This is a genomic window from Companilactobacillus metriopterae, from assembly GCF_002762335.1.
Classification (GTDB): domain Bacteria; phylum Bacillota; class Bacilli; order Lactobacillales; family Lactobacillaceae; genus Companilactobacillus; species Companilactobacillus metriopterae.
The window spans coordinates 942,610-959,989 of the sequence record NZ_CP024610.1; the positions used below are offsets into that span (position 1 = coordinate 942,610).

Annotated in this window: 15 protein-coding genes; 11 read left to right on the forward strand and 4 right to left on the reverse strand. The window is 32.8% G+C overall.

Annotated elements, in window-relative coordinates:
* Window positions 1–81: 81 nt before the first annotated feature.
* Window positions 82–1,899: an excinuclease ABC subunit UvrC gene (gene uvrC, locus CS873_RS04630; protein ID WP_099974706.1), complete on the forward strand. Its 1,818-nt coding sequence runs from the start codon at window positions 82–84 to the stop codon at window positions 1,897–1,899.
* Between the two features lie 10 nt (window positions 1,900–1,909).
* Window positions 1,910–2,110, forward strand: a complete 201-nt coding sequence (locus CS873_RS04635) for a TMEM175 family protein (protein ID WP_099974707.1) — start codon at window positions 1,910–1,912, stop codon at window positions 2,108–2,110.
* Between the two features lie 372 nt (window positions 2,111–2,482).
* Here CS873_RS04635 and CS873_RS04640 read toward each other — a convergent pair whose 3' ends face one another.
* The 3 genes from CS873_RS04640 to CS873_RS04650 are packed head-to-tail and all read right to left on the reverse strand — an operon-like array spanning window position 2,483 to window position 6,097.
* Window positions 2,483–4,408: a PTS fructose transporter subunit IIABC gene (locus tag CS873_RS04640; protein WP_099974708.1), complete on the reverse strand. Its 1,926-nt coding sequence runs from the start codon at window positions 4,406–4,408 to the stop codon at window positions 2,483–2,485.
* Window positions 4,409–4,419: 11 nt separating this feature from the next.
* Window positions 4,420–5,343, reverse strand: a complete 924-nt coding sequence (gene pfkB / locus CS873_RS04645) for a 1-phosphofructokinase (RefSeq protein WP_099974709.1) — start codon at window positions 5,341–5,343, stop codon at window positions 4,420–4,422.
* Window position 5,344: 1 nt separating this feature from the next.
* On the reverse strand, window positions 5,345–6,097 hold the full coding sequence (locus tag CS873_RS04650; protein ID WP_099974710.1) for a DeoR/GlpR family DNA-binding transcription regulator: 753 nt from the start codon (window positions 6,095–6,097) through the stop codon (window positions 5,345–5,347).
* A 179-nt stretch (window positions 6,098–6,276) separates the two neighbouring features.
* On the opposite strand from CS873_RS04650, the gene obgE reads away from it, so the two are divergent.
* From obgE to CS873_RS04685, 7 genes are all read left to right on the forward strand, one after another.
* Window positions 6,277–7,554, forward strand: coding sequence for a GTPase ObgE (gene obgE, locus CS873_RS04655; RefSeq protein ID WP_099974711.1), 1,278 nt, complete (start codon window positions 6,277–6,279; stop codon window positions 7,552–7,554).
* Window positions 7,555–7,567: 13 nt separating this feature from the next.
* Window positions 7,568–9,481, forward strand: a complete 1,914-nt coding sequence (locus CS873_RS04660) for an acyltransferase family protein (RefSeq protein ID WP_099974712.1) — start codon at window positions 7,568–7,570, stop codon at window positions 9,479–9,481.
* A 12-nt stretch (window positions 9,482–9,493) separates the two neighbouring features.
* Complete coding sequence (gene rnz, locus CS873_RS04665; protein WP_099974713.1) at window positions 9,494–10,420, forward strand: ribonuclease Z; 927 nt, start codon at window positions 9,494–9,496, stop codon at window positions 10,418–10,420.
* Window positions 10,421–10,429: 9 nt separating this feature from the next.
* Window positions 10,430–11,227: an SDR family NAD(P)-dependent oxidoreductase gene (locus tag CS873_RS04670; protein ID WP_099974714.1), complete on the forward strand. Its 798-nt coding sequence runs from the start codon at window positions 10,430–10,432 to the stop codon at window positions 11,225–11,227.
* A gap of 12 nt (window positions 11,228–11,239) precedes the next feature.
* Window positions 11,240–11,578: a LapA family protein gene (locus tag CS873_RS04675; RefSeq protein ID WP_099974715.1), complete on the forward strand. Its 339-nt coding sequence runs from the start codon at window positions 11,240–11,242 to the stop codon at window positions 11,576–11,578.
* Window positions 11,579–11,682: 104 nt separating this feature from the next.
* Window positions 11,683–11,865: a 50S ribosomal protein L32 gene (rpmF, locus tag CS873_RS04680; RefSeq protein WP_099974716.1), complete on the forward strand. Its 183-nt coding sequence runs from the start codon at window positions 11,683–11,685 to the stop codon at window positions 11,863–11,865.
* 58 nt (window positions 11,866–11,923) lie between these two features.
* Window positions 11,924–12,649, forward strand: a complete 726-nt coding sequence (locus tag CS873_RS04685; protein ID WP_099974717.1) for a hypothetical protein — start codon at window positions 11,924–11,926, stop codon at window positions 12,647–12,649.
* 27 nt (window positions 12,650–12,676) lie between these two features.
* On the opposite strand, the gene CS873_RS04690 is transcribed toward CS873_RS04685, so the two are convergent.
* The gene (locus tag CS873_RS04690; protein WP_099974718.1) at window positions 12,677–12,856 is read right to left on the reverse strand and encodes a YjzD family protein; all 180 of its coding nucleotides are present in this window, start codon (window positions 12,854–12,856) and stop codon (window positions 12,677–12,679) included.
* Window positions 12,857–12,964: 108 nt separating this feature from the next.
* On the opposite strand from CS873_RS04690, the gene dnaE reads away from it, so the two are divergent.
* Window positions 12,965–16,294 (forward strand): DNA polymerase III subunit alpha, encoded by a 3,330-nt coding sequence (dnaE, locus tag CS873_RS04695; RefSeq protein WP_099974719.1) that lies wholly within the window; start codon window positions 12,965–12,967, stop codon window positions 16,292–16,294.
* 98 nt (window positions 16,295–16,392) lie between these two features.
* A complete protein-coding gene (pfkA, locus tag CS873_RS04700) occupies window positions 16,393–17,352 on the forward strand; it encodes a 6-phosphofructokinase (RefSeq protein ID WP_099974720.1) in 960 nt (319 codons plus the stop codon).
* Window positions 17,353–17,380 lie beyond the last annotated feature (28 nt).

Here is a 17,380-nt window from a genome sequence, read left to right on the forward strand (position 1 = left end):
TTCGGAAGAAAGCGCAATTCTTGCAACTATATAAATAATGTTTAAAATTAATATAGTTAAATTTATTTAAGGAGATATAACTTGGCGACTGAATATTTAGAAAAAAAGTTAATGTTACTACCTGATAAACCGGGTTGTTACATGATGAAAGATATTAATTCCAAGATTATATATGTTGGAAAGGCAAAAAACCTGAAAAATCGTGTTAGGTCTTATTTTAAGAGCTCTCATGAAGGTAAAACAGAAAGACTTGTTTCTGAAATCAGAGATTTTGAAACTATTGTTACTTCAAATGATAAAGAAGCTTTTTTATTAGAAATAACATTAATTCAAAAACATCAGCCTTACTTTAATATCAAATTAAAGAAGGGAACAGGTTATCCTTATATAAAAATTACTAACGAGCGCGATCCTAAAATGGAAATAACTGGCCAAGTTAAAAATGACAAGGGTTATTATTTTGGACCTTATCCTAATGTCTATGCAGCTCAAAACACATTAAATTTCCTTCAAAAAGCCTATCCTCTAAGAAGATGTCAAGGTCATTTAGGGCGACCATGTCTTTATTACCATATGGGACAATGCTTAGGAGCTTGTTTCAAGGAAGTACCTGAATCTGAATACAATAATCAAATTGACAAGATAAAGAGTTTTTTAGGTGGAAATGTTGCTGAAATAAAACGTGATTTAAATAATAAAATGAAAGAATCAGCTGAAAAAAGAGAATATGAACGCGCAGCTGATTATCGCGATCAAATTCAATATATTGAAGCCACTGTTGAAAAACAAAAAATTATCTCTAATGATGGACTTCCTCGAGATATTTTTAATTTCTATGTTGAAAAAGGTTGGATTTCTATTCAAGTGTTCTTTATACGTCAAGCTAGACTGATGAAACGCGAAAAGAAAACTTTTGCATGTATTAATACACCTGAGGAAGAGCTATCAACATATATTTTGCAATTTTATAATAGAAAAAATCAGTTGTTACCTAAAGAGATACTAGTACCTGAATCACTAGACAAAGAAACACTATCGCAAGTTTTAAATGTGCCATTTAGAACACCTCAGCGTGGACAAAAGCGTGATCTTATGGAAATGGCGGGGGAGAATGCTAAGCTAGTTCTTCAAGAGAAATTTAGATTAATGGAATTAGATAATAGACAAACATTTGGGGCACAAGAACAAATCTTTGATGCCTTAGGGCTACCATACGGTCATATTATTGAATCATTTGATCATTCTCACATTCAAGGAACAAATCCGGTATCAGCGATGATCGTATTCAAAGATGGAAGACCTGAAAAAAGTGAATATCGTAAATATAAAATTAAGGGTGAATTAGAGCATCAAAAAGGTAGTGATGAAGCTGCCAATACCAGAGAGGTTATTTATCGAAGGTATTCTAGATTGCTTAAAGAAAATAAAAGTTTGCCAGACTTAATCCTAATGGATGGTGGAATTATAGAATTACGAGCTGCTATTGATGTTCTTAATAATGAATTAGGGATAGATATTCCTATTGCTGGTATGGTTAAAGATGATCATCATAATACATCACATTTGATTTATGGAGAAAATGGTCAAGTAGTTGACCTAGATCGAAAAAGCCAAGGATTTTATTTATTGCAAAGAATACAAGATGAAGTTCATAGATTTGCAATAACATTCCATCGTAAAACACGAAGCAAGACAGCACTTTCATCACAGTTGGATGGAATCCAAGGGGTAGGTCCCAAAACAAGAAATAAGCTTCTGAAGAAGTTTGGATCTATTAAAAAAATAAAAGAAGCTAGTGTTGATGACTTCATAGATTTAGGAATTTCTAAGACTACTGCTCAGACATTGAAAATCACACTTGCAAGTACTGATTTATCTAAAAAGTATAGAAAGATGTAGAAATTTTATTATGAACAAGAATCGTATAGAAGCGTTCACGGATGCAATTATTGCAGTTCTTATAACACTTCTGGTATTAGAATTGCCATCTCCAAAAGGTTTTACAATGGAGGCACTATTTTCTAACTGGAGAATGGTTTTGGTTTATGTAATTACATTTGTTGGGATAGTAGCAATATGGTTAAACCATCATAATTTATTTCAAAAATAGATAATGTAGACAGAATTTCATTTTGGTTAAATGCATTATGGGTATTGTCATTAAGTTTTTTGCCATATACATTATCTTGGGTAGTAGAGTATCCATATCACTGGCAGCCAGAATTTGTTTTTATAAGTGTTTATATTATTGCTTCAATCTTTTTTAAATTAATGACAAATTATTTGGGACGAATCAATCCGCAATTAAATACTCACGTTAAGAGAAGAATTTTGATTTATAGTACATATGTTGTATCGTTATTAGGAACAATTTTTTTACCAATTTCAGGAATATTTTTCTTAGCAATAATAGTATTATTTACAGTCTTTTTCCCTTTAAAACCATAAAAAAAATCCTCGAATTTTCGAGGATTTTTTTATTTTATTTTTTTGCTAGAGCTGGTTTCCATATACCATAGATAACACCAGATACTACAGCACCAATTACAACTGCTGCTAAGTATAGAGCTGGGTGATTTGCTAATGGTAATACGAAAATTCCACCATGAGGAGCAGGGACATTGATTTTCCATAGTTGAGTTAGTCCACCACCAATAGCTGAACCAATAACACAAGAAACAATAACGCGTAATGGATCACCGGCTGCAAATGGAATTGCACCTTCTGTGATGAATGAAAGACCTAGAACATAGTTGGAAATACCAGCTTGTCTTTCACTTTCTGTAAATTTATTCTTCCAGAAAGTAGTTGCAATAGCAATTGCTAGTGGTGGAACCATACCACCAACCATAACTGCTGCCATTAAAGTACCAGAGTTTGTAGCTGTAAATGAACCAATTGCAAATGTATAGGCAGCTTTATTAAATGGACCACCCATATCGATAGACATCATAGCTCCAAGTAGTGTACCTAAAATAATTGCATTACCTGTATCCATATTGTTAAGGAATGCTGTGATAGCTTTGTTTATAACAGCAAATACTGGATCAATTGCAAAGTACATGATAGCACCAGTTATTAGTAAACCAAGTACAGGATATATCAAAATAGTTTTTAAACCATCAAGTGAGTTAGGTAAGACTTTAAGAACTTTTTTAAGCCAAACAATTACAAGACCAGCGATGAAACCAGCAAGTAAACCACCAAGGAATCCGGCAGGGCTATCAGATTTAACAACAGAGGCTGCTGCTAGACTGGCCATATAACCACCAACAAAACCTGGTAGCAATGCAGGTCGATCACCAATTGATACCGCAATGTAAGCAGCAAGAACAGGGATTAAAAAGCTAAATGCATAATTTCCGACATTGTTAAAGAAGATGAACCATTGTGATTCAGAACCGACAAATCTTTCAACTAAGAAAGAAATAGCCATTAATATACCACCACCAACAACGAAAGGTAGCATATTACTAATACCATTCATTAAATCAGCATAAATTTTTGATCCAAATGATTTAGTGTCACCACTGTCTTCCTCAGTAGCTGCTGAATCTGAATGAAAAATAGGAGCTTTTTGATCAATAGCTAATTGAATCAATTCTTCAGGTTTGTTGATACCATCACTAACGGGTCTATTTACTAGATGTTTACCATCAAATCTTGGCATATCAACTTTTTTATCTGCGGCAACAATAACACCAGCAGCTCGGCTAATTTCATCAGACGTTAGTAGGTGTTTAACACCTTCAGATCCATTAGTTTCAACCTTGATATCAACGCCCATTTTTTCTGCAGTTTCTTTCAAAGCTGCCTCTGCCATATAAGTATGTGCTATACCAGTAGGACAGGCGGTAACTGCAACAATATATGGTTTGTCTGAATTGTTCTCAGAAGCACTATCTTTCTTAGCTTGTTCTTTCTCTTCTTCCAAACGTTCTTTTTCTTCTTTATCCTTCATGGCTGAATCAAATAAATTTTGAACTTCATCCGGAGTTTGTGCTTTTTTAAGATTTTCTACTAATGTAGGATTAATTAGTAGGGAAGAAAGACTAGCAAGAGCTTGAAGATGTAGATTATCAGCTCCATCTGGAGCAGCAATCATAAAGAATAGGTAAGCTGGTTTACCGTCTAATGAGTCATAGTCGATACCTTTTTCACTCTTTGCAAAAAGAACAGTTGCACGTTGTACAGCTTTGTCACGAGCATGTGGCATAGCAATTCCGTCGCCAATACCAGTACTAGACTGTGCTTCTCTTTTTAGAATGTCTTCTTTATAAATTTCCTTATCATTGATAACTCCAACTTCGTAGTACTTGTTGATCATTTCATCAATAGCTTCTTCTTTGTTAGTAGCTTTTAAGTCCATGATCATGGCATCTTTGGATAATAATTGTTTAAGATCCATAATACATTCTCCTAATCTATGTTTGTGATTGTTATATCGTTGTACACTTGATCAATTTTTTCTTTAACAGCTATATCTTGACTAAATGCAGTCGCAGAACCACAAGCAGCCCCAATATGGAAACTTTCGATAGGATCACCAGTTTCCATAAAAGCTCCAACAAATCCTGCAATCATTGAATCTCCAGCACCAACAGAATTGATAACTGTACCTTTAGGTGCGTTGGCCTTGTATGCATGATCTTTGCTAACCAATAAAGCACCATCACCGGCCATAGAAATCATGACATGTTTAGCACCTAAGTCTAATAATTTACGTGCATATTCAACGATTTCTGATTCATTTTTGAATTCTACGTCGAATAGTTCGGCAAGTTCATGATGATTAGGTTTAACCACCAAAGGGTGAGAGCTCAATGTATCAAGTAAAGCCTGACCGGTTGTATCAATTATGAATTCGGCACCTTGTTTTTGAATTGTCTTGGCAATATCTAGGTAGAAAGTGTCAGGTAATTGTTTGGGTAGGCTACCTGCCATTATAATGACATCTCCATCGCCAACAACCCTAAGTTGATTCATAAAACTATCTTTTTCTTCTAAAGATATACTTGGGCCAGTTCCGTTAACCTCAGTTTCAATATCTTGCTTAACTGCGTTTATTTTTACATTGATACGTGTATCATCTTTAACATTTGTAAATGAAGTTTTTAGGTTATGAGTTGCTAAAAGATTTTTGAACATCTCTCCTGTAGCTCCACCAACAAAACCTAGAGAAGTTGTATCAATAGAAAGTTCTTTCAAAATTCTAGATACATTTATTCCTTTACCTCCAGGTAATTTAACATCATTAGTAGAGCGATTCACTTCTCCAGTTTTTAATTGATCTAGTTGTAATACATAATCAATTGAGGGATTAGCGGTAATTGTATAAATCAAATTAATTTGCCTCCAATATATTAGTTTCCTTTTTAATTAGATTGATATCAGCTGTATTTAAACCGCTTGATATAATTGAGCAATCATTGATAGTTCCAAATTGGCAGAAGCTTCTTTTTTTATATTTGCTGTTATCGGCTAATACGTAAGCTTCTTTGGATTTCTGAATTGCCAACCGTTTGATTGAGGATTCCTCAGGGTCAGGGGTTGTAAAGCCAGAGTCGATGTCGAATCCATTTGTACCGATAAACGATTTATCAAAATTATATTTTTTTATTTCATTTATCGTTGAGGATCCAATTAATGCATGAGTCGATATCTTCAATTGTCCGCCAATTACAAACGTTTCGATATTACTATCTGAAAGTAACATTGCATTATCAATACTATTTGTAACCACTAAAATCTCATTTTTATCCCTAAGAAAGGGAATCATAGATTTAACTGTTGTCCCGGCATCTAAGAAAAGAACATCATTGTCATGTACAGTTTCGGCTGCTGCTTTACCAATTAATGTTTTTTTATCAACATTAATATTTTCCTTCTGAAAAACTGCCTCTTCGGATTTAAGAGAATTGAATGCTTTTGCGCCACCATGAATTCTAACTAGCAAGTTTTGATTTTCCAAATCTTGCATATCTCTTCTAAGAGTTGAAGTAGATGAATGTGTTATAGAAACTAAATCTTTAATTTTAACAATTCCATGTTTTTTTAATTGATCTAAAATAATTTGATATCTCTCTTCGGTAAGCACTTACATTCACCTCCTGATTTATATAATAATCTATATTCGATCAAAATCAACCACTTTTTGTCAAAAAAGTTCAAAACCGTTCAAATTTTCTGAAAAATAAAATTGCTAAATCATATAATTCAAGTGATTTTATGATAAACTTTAATAACGATTATAAATTGGGAAAGTGGGGATAATTTATGTTTGTTGATAACGTGAAAATCACCGTAAAGTCGGGAAAAGGTGGCGATGGCGCTGTTTCTTTTAGACATGAAAAATATGTTCCATTAGGAGGTCCTGCTGGTGGTGATGGTGGTCGTGGTGGCGACGTTATTTTGAAAGCCGATGAGGGCATGAATACCTTAATGGATTTTAGATATAAGAGAATTTTTAAAGCAAAACCTGGACAAAACGGTCAAATTAAGGGTATGTATGGAAGAAAAGCTGAGCCGGTTTATATAGCAGTTCCTGCTGGTACATCAGTTTTTGACGCCAACTCTAATAAACTAATCGGTGATTTAGTCGAAGATGGTCAAGAGTTAGTAGTTGCTAAAGGTGGAGCAGGTGGACGAGGAAATATTCATTTTGCCAGTTCCAAAAATAGAGCTCCAGAAATTGCTGAAAATGGTGAACCTGGTCAAGAGTTAGAAATAAAATTGGAATTGCGTGTTATTGCTGATGTTGGGTTAGTTGGATTCCCATCTGTTGGGAAATCAACTCTATTATCAGTAGCGACATCTGCCAGACCTAAAATTGCAGAATATCAATTTACAACTTTGGCACCTAATTTAGGTATGGTACAACTAGATAATGGTCAAGATTTTGCTATTGCCGATTTGCCAGGACTTATCGAAGGAGCTTCAACTGGTATCGGATTGGGAATACAATTTTTACGACATGTAGAGCGAACAAGAGTATTACTACATCTTGTTGATATGGATCCTAATAATGGACGTGATCCTTATGAAGACTATATTTCTATTCGAAAAGAACTTGGAAATTATGACGAAAAAATTCTTTCAAGACCTGAAATAGTTGTTCCATCAAAACTGGACATTGAAGGTTCTGACGAAAGATTAGCAGAGTTTAAAAAGAAATTGAATTCTGATGTAGATATTTATCCCATTTCAAGTATTAGCCACAAAGGTGTAAAAGATCTAATGAACCACACAAGTGAAGTACTTTCTAAAACAGCACCTATTCATTTTGAAACAGAAGTTCAAGATGAGACTAAAGAGTATAACTTTGAATCTAATGAGAAGAAATTTGAAATTGTTAGAGAAGATGAACATAGCTTTATAATAACTGGTGAAGCAGTTGAAAGACTCTTTGCGAGAAGTAACTTGGATCATCAAGATGGAGTTATGCGATTTGCAAGACAACTTAAGGGTATGGGAATTGATGACGCACTTATTGATGCAGGAGCAGAATCAGGTGATTCTGTAACTATTTCAGACTTTACATTTGAATTTATCTAGGGGCATAAAGGATATGGATAAGCAAAAAAGACGATATATTACTGGATTTGATGGATTAAGAACACTGGCAGTTATTGGTGTTATTATGTACCATCTAAATCCAAACTCTTTTTCTGGTGGATATTTAGGAGTATTAATTTTCTTCACTATATCAGGATATCTGATAACTGATCACTTTTTTAATAACCAGGAAAGTGGTAAGGGATTTGACTTAGGAAACTTCTATTGGAAGAGGATTAAGCGAATATACCCGGGAATGATATTTGTTATTTTGGGGTCAGGAGCATACATTTTCTTCTTCTTGAAGGATCTACTATATAACCTAAACCAGATATTTATTACAAATATTTTAAATGTCTATAACTGGTGGCAAATTTCAAATGGTCAATCTTATTTTGAAAGATTTGCTAACAATGAATCACCATTCACGCATTTGTGGACACTTTCAATTGAAGGACAATTTTATATATTTTGGCCACTAATTTTATTGCTACTTCTAAGACTAGGTTGGAATAAAGGTAAAATTTTTATCTTCACGATTTCTCTAGCATTGATATCTGCTGTTTGGATGGCAATACAGTTTAAACCAGGAGTAGATCCAAGTAGAATATATTATGGTACAGATACAAGAATGTTTGGTATTTTATTAGGTTGTGCGTTAGCAATGATCTGGCCAGCTGAACGATTGAGGACCGGAATTGCAAAGGGTGATAGAAATAGATTAAATATACTAGGTCTTTTCTTATTTGCAGGTATGATCTACATGATTTTCTCTATTAAAGATAATGATCCTTTCCTATATAGAGGTGGAATGTTCTTATTCACATTAATAACTACTATATTTGTCGGTGTTATTGCACATCCAGACTCTGTGTGGAACAGAGTGTTAAGTAATAGAGTATTCAGTTATATTGGAAGTAGAAGTTACGGATTATACTTATATCAATTTCCAGTTATGATCTTTTTTGAATCTAAATTCAAAAATATTGCGGATCATCCGATACTTTATCCCATCATTGAAGTAATAATTATTGTCTTAATATCCGAATTTTTATATAGATTTGTTGAACAGCCTATAGCTAAAGCAAAATGGTCAGATGTAAAATCATTTTTCACGGTATCAAAGATGTACCAAAAAGTTATTGCAACAGTTATTGCTGCAATTTTAGTTATGGGATCAGTCAGTGTGGTTCAAGCAGTCAATGCTCCTAAACCTGCTGCTAATCATAATCAATTAGCTAATAATATTAACAAGAATGAAAAGAAAGCTAGTTCTGATAAAAAAGAAGCTATAAAGAATTTTAAGAAAAACCCTAGCTCAACAAGTAAATTAACAAGTGCAGAAATAGCTAAATACAAAAAAGGTGCCAAAGAAAAACCAGTAAATAAAGAATTTGAAAAATATGGTTTGACACAATTTGACCTACAAAGACTACAAGATGTTCAGTTAACTGGAGTTGGAGATTCAGTTATGGCTGATGGCTATGATAATTTTATGAAGTTATTCAATAGTAAAAATGCTTTAATCGATGCAGCTGTTAGTCGTCAATTAGAAGCATCAGTTAATATCTTAAATGGTTATAAAGATAAGGGAATATTAGCACCTAATATCCTAATTGGATTAGGTACTAATGGACCAATTTCTTCCGATCAAGTGGATCAAATTATGCAAATTGCTGGTAAAAATCGTCAAGTATTCTGGATCAATGTCCACGTTCCTACAAGACCGTGGGAAAAAACGGTTAATAGTGTTTTAGCAACTTCAGACAAGAAATATAAGAATTTGACAGTTATTGACTGGTATGATTATTCTGAAGGACATCAAGATTGGTTCTATGATGACAATGTTCATCCTAATCCTGATGGTTCTATGTATTACACATCTTTTGTTGCTAAGGAAATTTTAAAAGATTTAGATAAAAAGTAAGGTTGATAATATATGGAACTAGAGTTTTTAGGGACAGGTGCAGGAGTGCCTTCCAAATCAAGAAATGTATCAAGTATTGCTTTAAAAATGCTTGATGAACGGAATGAAGTTTGGTTATTTGATGTAGGAGAAGCAACACAACATCAAATTTTAAAAACGAACATTCGTCCAAGGAAAATAACAAAAATATTTATTTCTCATTTACATGGAGATCATATTTTTGGATTACCAGGGTTATTATCTACAAGAGCAAATCAAGGTGGAGAGTCTACTGTAGAAATATATGGGCCTAAAGGTATCGAGGATTTTGTAGAAACATCATTGAAAGTTACAGGTAGTAAATTAAATTATTCTATTGAATATATTGAGCTCAATGAAACTACAAAAATTTTTGAAGACAAAACCTATGAAGTATACGCCGGTAAATTAAATCATCGAATAGAATGCTTTGGCTTTAGAGTAGTTGAAAAACCTCGAGTAGGCGAGCTATTAGTAGATGAATTAAAACAATATAATATTCCAAATGGACCTATATTTGGTCAACTTAAGGCGGGAAAAACTATTACTCTAGATGACGGGACTGTCATTAATGGTAATGATTTTATTGGTCCAGAAAAACCTGCCACAATTGTTACTTTTATTCTAGATACGAAGTATACTCGTGAGATAGATGTACTTGCTAAGGATGCGGATGTTTTAGTTCATGAATCTACTTTTTCTAGTACTGAAAAGAGAATGGCAGTAAACTATTTCCATTCCACATCTACACAAGCCGCTGAAGTAGCTAGAGCAAATAATGTAAAAGGTTTATTATTAACACATATTTCATCTAGATTTATTGGTAAAAGTGCCAAGCAACTTGAAAATGAAGCAAAATCAATTTTCCCTAATACACATCTAGTGAGGGATTTTGATATTTATACAATTCCATTTAATTGAGGTTAAAATATGAAAAATTTATCTGGACAGAATGTTTTAATTACAGGAGCGTCATCAGGAATTGGACGACAAATTGCTATTAATGCCGCAATTGCTGGAGCTAATTTGATTCTAGTAGCAAGAAATGAAGACAGATTAATTGAAGTGAAAAATGAATGTAGCCGATTAGGGCATGAAAATTCTTTTAATCAACATTATATTGTCGACGTTAGTGATTACTCTTCAATTGATAAATTAGTTGACGATTTGGAATCAAATAACGAAACGATAGATATTCTAGTAAACGCAGCTGGATTTGGTGATTTTTCACTGTTAGTTGACAACGACATGGCTATAATTGAGTCTATGTTCAAAGTGAATGTTTTCGGTTTGATGTATTTAACAAGATCTATTGCTAGTTCAATGATTAACAACCATAAAGGTCACATTATTAACTTGGGATCTATGGCAGGTAAGATACCTACACCTAAGAGTGCTGCATATTCAGCCACTAAAGCAGCAGTTATAGCATTTTCAGATTCTTTAAGAATGGAATTAAAACCTCTTGGTGTTAAGGTGACTACAGTTAATCCAGGACCTGTTGATACTAATTTCTTTGAAATTGCAGATCACGATGGAAGTTATCAAAAGAGTGTTCAATTATTGATGTTAAAACCAGATAAACTTGCAAAAGATATAGTAAAAAGTTTTAATGGAAATAAGCGTGAGATCAATAGACCACGTTTTATGAATGTAGTGTCTATTTTATATAAGACTTCTCCTAAGTTGGGAGATATTCTAACATCTTCATTAGGAAATAAAAAATAGGGGTTTCTAACAATGAAAGAAAAAAATAATAATCAATTGAAATTTATTATTGGTTTAATTATCACATTGATAGTTGTAATCTTTGCAGTTTTGAATGTTGAACCAGTTACAATTAGTTTTGGATTTACACATATCAAGTTACCATTGATTGTTTTGATTATAGTTACTTTGTTATTGGGATCAGTTATTACTGTTCTACTAGCAAGTATGGGTAAGTCATCACGAAAAGATGTTACTTTTAACAAAGGTGCAAAAAAGCAACTTTCTGAAGTTAAAATGGCAGATGACAATCAAATAGCAAATGCACTTAAGAATAATCAAAGTAATACTAATAATAACGAAACAAAATAACAAATATGCTTGATATTATTGGTTCGCGATAGTATCATATATACGTTATAGTTTTTTAATTAATAAGAATTATTAAATAATATATTTTAAAGGAGTTTTTACTTATGGCAGTTCCAGCAAGAAAAACATCAAAACAAAAAAAGCGTCAAAGACGTGGACACATCAAACTTACTGCTCCTAACATGCAATTCGATGTTACAACTGGTGAATACCGTTTAAGTCACCATGTTTCACCATCAGGTATGTACAAGGGTGAACAAGTTATCGAAGACAAAAAAGAAGCATAATTAAAGTCAAGAATGTTCTTGGCTTTTTTTTTTATAAAATTAATGAGGAAATCTATTCATGAAGAATAAAATAAAGTATCTATTGTTTATTCCATTTTTATTTCTTTTTTTAGCCGGTTGTAGTAGTAAAAATATTACAACTACAAAAAATGAGTATTCAGCTGACGGTCTTGTTGCTGTTGTTAAAGGAAATGCGAAAGGATATTCCAAAGTTAGTTATACTCAAAATGGTAAAACAAAGTCTACTAATGTTACATCTAATAAATTTGTTTTTTCTGTTCCCGTATCAAGTAATGACCAAACAGTAAAAATAACTGCAAAAGATGGAAGTAATACTAGTTCTACTTCAGTAACTGTAAAAAAGGCTAAACCGATGACAGATTACACTACCTATGCACAAAGTTATAACTATATGTTACTTCAAAGTGGTAGTGAGAATTCACAACTTCCATTGATTTTTTCAGATGGTATACATAAGGTTAATTACAATGACGGATTAACCTATAGATTTAATGTTCAAAATGGTTCACTGATGGGAATTTCTATTAAAGTACCTATGAAAACATTGAAGAGTAAAGATGGAGCAAAGAATTTTGCACAAGAACTAGCCATCTCATCTCAACTGGTTGGTTCCGATGGACAGAAGGTTCTTAAAAAATTAAGTAAAGAATTTAAAGATGTTCAAGATGGAAATACAACTACCATCGATGCTGTGAAATCAAAAGGTATAATTTATAATGTTAACTATTCCACAAGTGGAATATATATCTATATGACAAAATAAAAAGAGGCTACCTAAAGTAGTCTCTTTTTATTTTGTACTTTTCTTATCTTTTAATAACAATGGAACAAAAGTGAAGATAACGGCAAAAATTAAACTAACATAAATTGTTTGATTAAAGTTGTATGTTTGTTGATTAAGTGCACCACCGATAAATCCAGCAATTTGTCCTAATATTATAGCCCAAAAGAATACGGCAACATATCTCATATTTTCCATCTCACTTTCTTGGTTAGTTTATCATAAAATAGAAATTTACCCAATAAAGTTTTGCTATAATAATTTATATAAGTAAATACATTTAGGAGGGAATCAAATATGAAGACACAACTTCAAGTTATTAGTAGTTATAGCTTGTTACACAGCCCTCTTAAAATTAATGAATTAGTTGCATCAGCTAAGGAATATGGATATACATCATTAGCTTTAACAGATATCAACAATCTTTACGGGTCCATTGATTTTTATAATGCTTCAAAAAAAGCAGGTATCAAACCAATCATTGGTGTAACTATAGAAATAAAAGGGCTACTCAATGATTCTGAAAATTACCCCTTGGTAATTTTGGCAAAAAATAATATTGGATATCAAAATTTGTTGAAAGTCACAAGTATTGTCAATTCAGGTAAAGATGATTATTCAATAGATGATATTCAAAACTTTTTATCAGATTTATTTGTTATTTCTACAGTAGAAAAAAATGAACTGTTGGATATCGATGAGGTTGATTTATATTTAAACAAAATTCAAAACTATCTTGATGAAAAATCATTTTTTATAGGTGTAACCAGCAATCCAGATGAACTTGATAGTTCTAGCAGATTAAGTAAGATATCTCAGCAAACTAGAATCCCCACAGTAGCTTTAGGTGATGTTAGATATTTAAACAAAGAAGACTACCCAGCTTACAAGACATTACAGCTTTTACAGAGTGGGGAAAAAAGCAATTCAGTATCTGATTTACAATCTGCAGTTGGTGAAAATTATTTAAAAACACCTAAAGAAATAGATGACGAATTCAAGAAATACGATTTTGGATCAGCACTCATTAACGCTGATCTTATAGCCGGTCAGTGCAATGTTGAAATTGAATTTAAACAACCACAGCTACCTAAATATAAAACTCCTGACAATGTTTCATCTACAGAATTTTTGTCTGTACTTGCGCATAGAGGACTTGAAAAGAGATGTAACTCCAATGTTACAAAAGAATACGCTGAAAGACTGAATTATGAATTAGAAGTGATTGATAAAATGGGATTTGCTGATTACTTCTTAATTATTTGGGACGTTATTAAATATTCTCATAGTGTGAGTATTAAGACAGGTCCAGGTCGTGGGTCAGCCGCTGGTTCGTTAGTATCCTACTCATTAGGAATAACACAAGTAGATCCAATTAAATATGATTTACTATTTGAAAGATTTTTAAATCCTCAAAGAGTTAATATGCCAGATATTGATTTGGATATTCCTGATAATAGACGTGATGAATTGGTGCGTTACATGCATGATAAATATGGAACTGACCATATGGCGCAAATAATTACATACGGAACTATGGCAGCAAAAATGTCACTGAGAGATGTATCACGAACATTCAACCAAACTACACATCAGCAAAGTAGATGGTCATCGGCAATACCACGTATACCGCAAGTTATAAATGTTAGTCTATCCGAGGCACTTGAAAAATCTTCAGATTTAAGAGATTTAATCGATGAGACACCAGAAAATAAATTAATTTTTAAGATTGCACATAGATTAGAAGGTATTCCCAGACATTATTCTAAGCATGCAGCAGGTATAGTTCTTAGTCAAAGTCCACTTGAAGAAACTGTCTCCGTTCAACTTGAAGAAGATGGAATTAATTTAACTCAGCAGAGCAAGAATAATGTTGAAAAGTTGGGATTGCTTAAAATGGATTTTCTTGGATTAAGGAATTTATCCATTCTAGATAGTGCAACAAGTATTATTAGACAAGAATTTGATTCAGAATTCCGTGTTGAAGATATTGATCTAAACGATCCTGCAACATTGGAACTTTTTCAAAGAGGTGATACAAGTGGAGTATTCCAGTTTGAAAGTGATGGAATTAGAGCAGTACTTAGACGATTAAAACCGACATCATTTGATGATATTGTTGCCACAAATGCCTTATACCGTCCGGGTCCAATGGATAATATACAATCTTTTATCGATAGAAAACACGGAAAAGAACAGATAGTTTATCCCGATTCTAAATTAGAAGACATTTTAAAAAGTACGTATGGAATAATCGTTTATCAAGAGCAAGTAATGCAAGTTTCTTCTGAGATGGCAGGATATTCATTGGCAGATGCTGACTTGTTACGTCGAGCAATTAGTAAAAAAAATGAAAAATTGATGAATGAGAATAGGATTAAATTTGTTAATGGTGCTATAGAGAAGGGAAGTTCTAGAGAAAATGCAGAGAAGGTATTTGATTATATTCAAACATTTGGTAATTATGGATTCAATAAATCCCATTCTGTAGCTTATTCTATGTTGGCTTTTTGGTTAGCATATATTAAAGTGCATTTCCCAGCAGCATTTTATACTTGCTTACTAAATAGTGTTAAAAATGATTCTGTAAAAATCCCAGCCTTTGTTAGTGAGGCTAAAAAAAGGAAAGTTATAGTCAATAAACCTGATATTAATAAAAGTGAAGCAGAATTTTCTATTATAGATGGAAATATTTATTTTGGATTGCTTGATATAAAGGGTGTTAGAAAAGATTTGGCAAATAACATTATAGAAAATAGATCTGAGGAACCTTATCAAAACATTTCTCAACTGTTAAAACGAATAGAATCTAGATATTTAAAGAAAGAATATATTGAACCACTGGTATTTTCTGGTGCATTGGATAATTTTAATCCTAATAGACGTGAATTATTACTAGATATTAGGGACCAGATTGAAAGTATAGGATTAGCTGGGACCAACCTATTTTTAAATGATTTATTAGACCCTAAACAAAATCAAGTAGATGACTTTACTTTGGTTGAAAGATTGAATCAAGAAAAAGAATATTTAGGAACTTTTGTTAGTGGTCATCCAGTAGCAAAATACCGAGAAAATATTGCAGATAATTTCACGTTGATTAATGAGTTAGAAGCTAATCTTAATAATAATGTCACTATCTTTGGTCAAGTATCTTCGCAAAGAGTTATTAGAACCAAAAAAGGTCAACAGATGGAATTTTTAACTTTGACAGATGAAACAGGTGAAATATCAGTAACAGTATTTCCACAACTTTACAGTAAACTTTCAAATATGGATCTTTTAAATAAGATGACTATCATTAAGGGAAAATTGCAGAAGAGTCAACGAGGAAGTTTGGAAATAATCGCCGATATTATTGATAATGATCTAAGTAAAAAAACAGTTTCTAAACAAAATCTCTACATAAGGTTAGATAATAAAATTGATTTGAAATTTGCTTATTCAAAAATTGAACAAATTATCAAAGATAATCCTGGAAATGTTCCTGTAATCATTGTAAATGAGCAAAATCACACAAATTATGAATTGAAAAACGATCAGAGAGTTAAAATAACTGACGAATTACAAAAAAATCTTCAAGATTTAGTAGGTAAAAGCAACATTATAGTAAAAAATAGAGAATAATTTTTTGTAAAACGTTTTCAATGCTACAAAGTATCCTTTAAAAATGTTATATTTTATAAGGTATTTATTTTGAACAAATAATTATGGAGTGTGAACAAATGAAGCGTATAGGTATTTTAACTAGTGGTGGAGATGCCCCTGGTATGAATGCTGCTATTAGAGCAGTCACACGTAGAGCCCTTGATAAAGGACTTGAAGTATACGGAATTAACTATGGTTATGCAGGATTAGTTGCAGGGGATATTTTCCCTATGACAGCATCAGATGTTTCTGACCGTATACAGCGCGGTGGAACATTCTTGTATTCTGCAAGATATCCAGAGTTTGCCCAAGTAGAAGGACAACTTAAAGGTATCGAACAACTTAAGAAATTTGGAATTGATGCACTAGTTGTTATTGGTGGAGATGGCTCTTATCACGGAGCTTTGCGTTTAACTGAACATGGTTACAATGCAGTTGGTTTGCCAGGAACAATTGATAATGATATTCCATACACTGATTTTACAATTGGTTTTGATACTGCTGTTACAACAGCATTAGATGCTATTGATAAAATTAGAGATACTGCTACTTCTCACGAAAGAACTTTCGTTGTTGAAGTAATGGGACGTGGAGCTGGAGATATTGCTCTATGGTCTGGTGTTGCAGGTGGTGCTGAGGAAATTATCATCCCTGAACATGAATTTGACATTGCTCAAGTTGCAGACAGAGTTAAGAGAGCTCGCGAAAAAGGTAAGAAGCATATTATTATTGTTCTTGCTGAAGGTGTTATGTCAGCTACAGAGTTTGCAGATGAGCTTAATGCTTATGGTGATTTCCAAGTTAGAGCTTCTATCTTGGGTCATATGCAACGTGGTGGATCACCTACTGCTAGAGATAGAGTTATGGCTAGCCAAATGGGAGCTTACGCTGTTGACCTTCTTCTTGAAGGTAAGGGTGGAGTTGCTGTTGGTATTCAAGATAACAAGTTAACTCATCATGACATGTTAGATTTATTTGATGGCAAACATCAAGCTGATCTTTCACTATATGATTTGAACCAATCACTAAGTAGATAATTTTTTAAAAAATGAAATGAGGAATTTT

Coding starts and splice junctions, on each gene's coding strand:
- CS873_RS04635 (WP_099974707.1), top strand. CDS start 1,910: ATGAACAAGAATCGTATAGAAGCGTTCACGGATGCAATTATTGCAGTT.
- CS873_RS04640 (WP_099974708.1), bottom strand. CDS start 4,408: ATGGATCTTAAACAATTATTATCCAAAGATGCCATGATCATGGACTTA.
- obgE (WP_099974711.1), top strand. CDS start 6,277: ATGTTTGTTGATAACGTGAAAATCACCGTAAAGTCGGGAAAAGGTGGC.
- CS873_RS04660 (WP_099974712.1), top strand. CDS start 7,568: ATGGATAAGCAAAAAAGACGATATATTACTGGATTTGATGGATTAAGA.
- rnz (WP_099974713.1), top strand. CDS start 9,494: ATGGAACTAGAGTTTTTAGGGACAGGTGCAGGAGTGCCTTCCAAATCA.
- CS873_RS04670 (WP_099974714.1), top strand. CDS start 10,430: ATGAAAAATTTATCTGGACAGAATGTTTTAATTACAGGAGCGTCATCA.
- CS873_RS04675 (WP_099974715.1), top strand. CDS start 11,240: ATGAAAGAAAAAAATAATAATCAATTGAAATTTATTATTGGTTTAATT.
- rpmF (WP_099974716.1), top strand. CDS start 11,683: ATGGCAGTTCCAGCAAGAAAAACATCAAAACAAAAAAAGCGTCAAAGA.
- CS873_RS04685 (WP_099974717.1), top strand. CDS start 11,924: ATGAAGAATAAAATAAAGTATCTATTGTTTATTCCATTTTTATTTCTT.
- CS873_RS04690 (WP_099974718.1), bottom strand. CDS start 12,856: ATGAGATATGTTGCCGTATTCTTTTGGGCTATAATATTAGGACAAATT.
- dnaE (WP_099974719.1), top strand. CDS start 12,965: ATGAAGACACAACTTCAAGTTATTAGTAGTTATAGCTTGTTACACAGC.
- pfkA (WP_099974720.1), top strand. CDS start 16,393: ATGAAGCGTATAGGTATTTTAACTAGTGGTGGAGATGCCCCTGGTATG.